The organism is Pseudomonas sp. Q11 (assembly GCF_024494355.1).
GTDB lineage: Bacteria > Pseudomonadota > Gammaproteobacteria > Pseudomonadales > Pseudomonadaceae > Aquipseudomonas > Aquipseudomonas hefeiensis.
In genome coordinates this window covers 1-304 of the sequence record NZ_JAKNQY010000085.1, presented here as the reverse complement: position 1 = coordinate 304, position 304 = coordinate 1, and the positions used below count along the sequence as shown (strand labels likewise).

At 64.1% G+C, this 304-nt stretch carries 1 protein-coding gene; it reads right to left on the bottom strand.

The features are described from left to right. On the bottom strand, positions 1–304 hold a 304-nt coding region (locus MA884_RS27845), incomplete at both ends, for a carbon starvation CstA family protein (RefSeq protein ID WP_305519701.1).

Here is a 304-nt window from a genome sequence, read left to right as displayed (position 1 = left end):
ACGGTGCCGAGCATCAGGGCGATACCCGCCAGCATCTGGTTGGAGATGCCGAACAGCGGCCACAAGGTGTTGATGCCGCCCAGCGGATCGATCACGCCCTGGTACAACAAATAGCCCCACAGCGCCACACAGCCGGCGGTGGCGATCAGGTTGGCGGCCCAGGATTCGGTGCGCTTGAGGGCCGGGACGAACGAGCCCAGCAAATCCTGCAGCATGAAACGCCCGGCACGGGTGCCGGCGTCCACCGCGGTGAGGATGAACAACGCTTCGAACAGGATCGCGAAGTGGTACCAGAACGCCATGG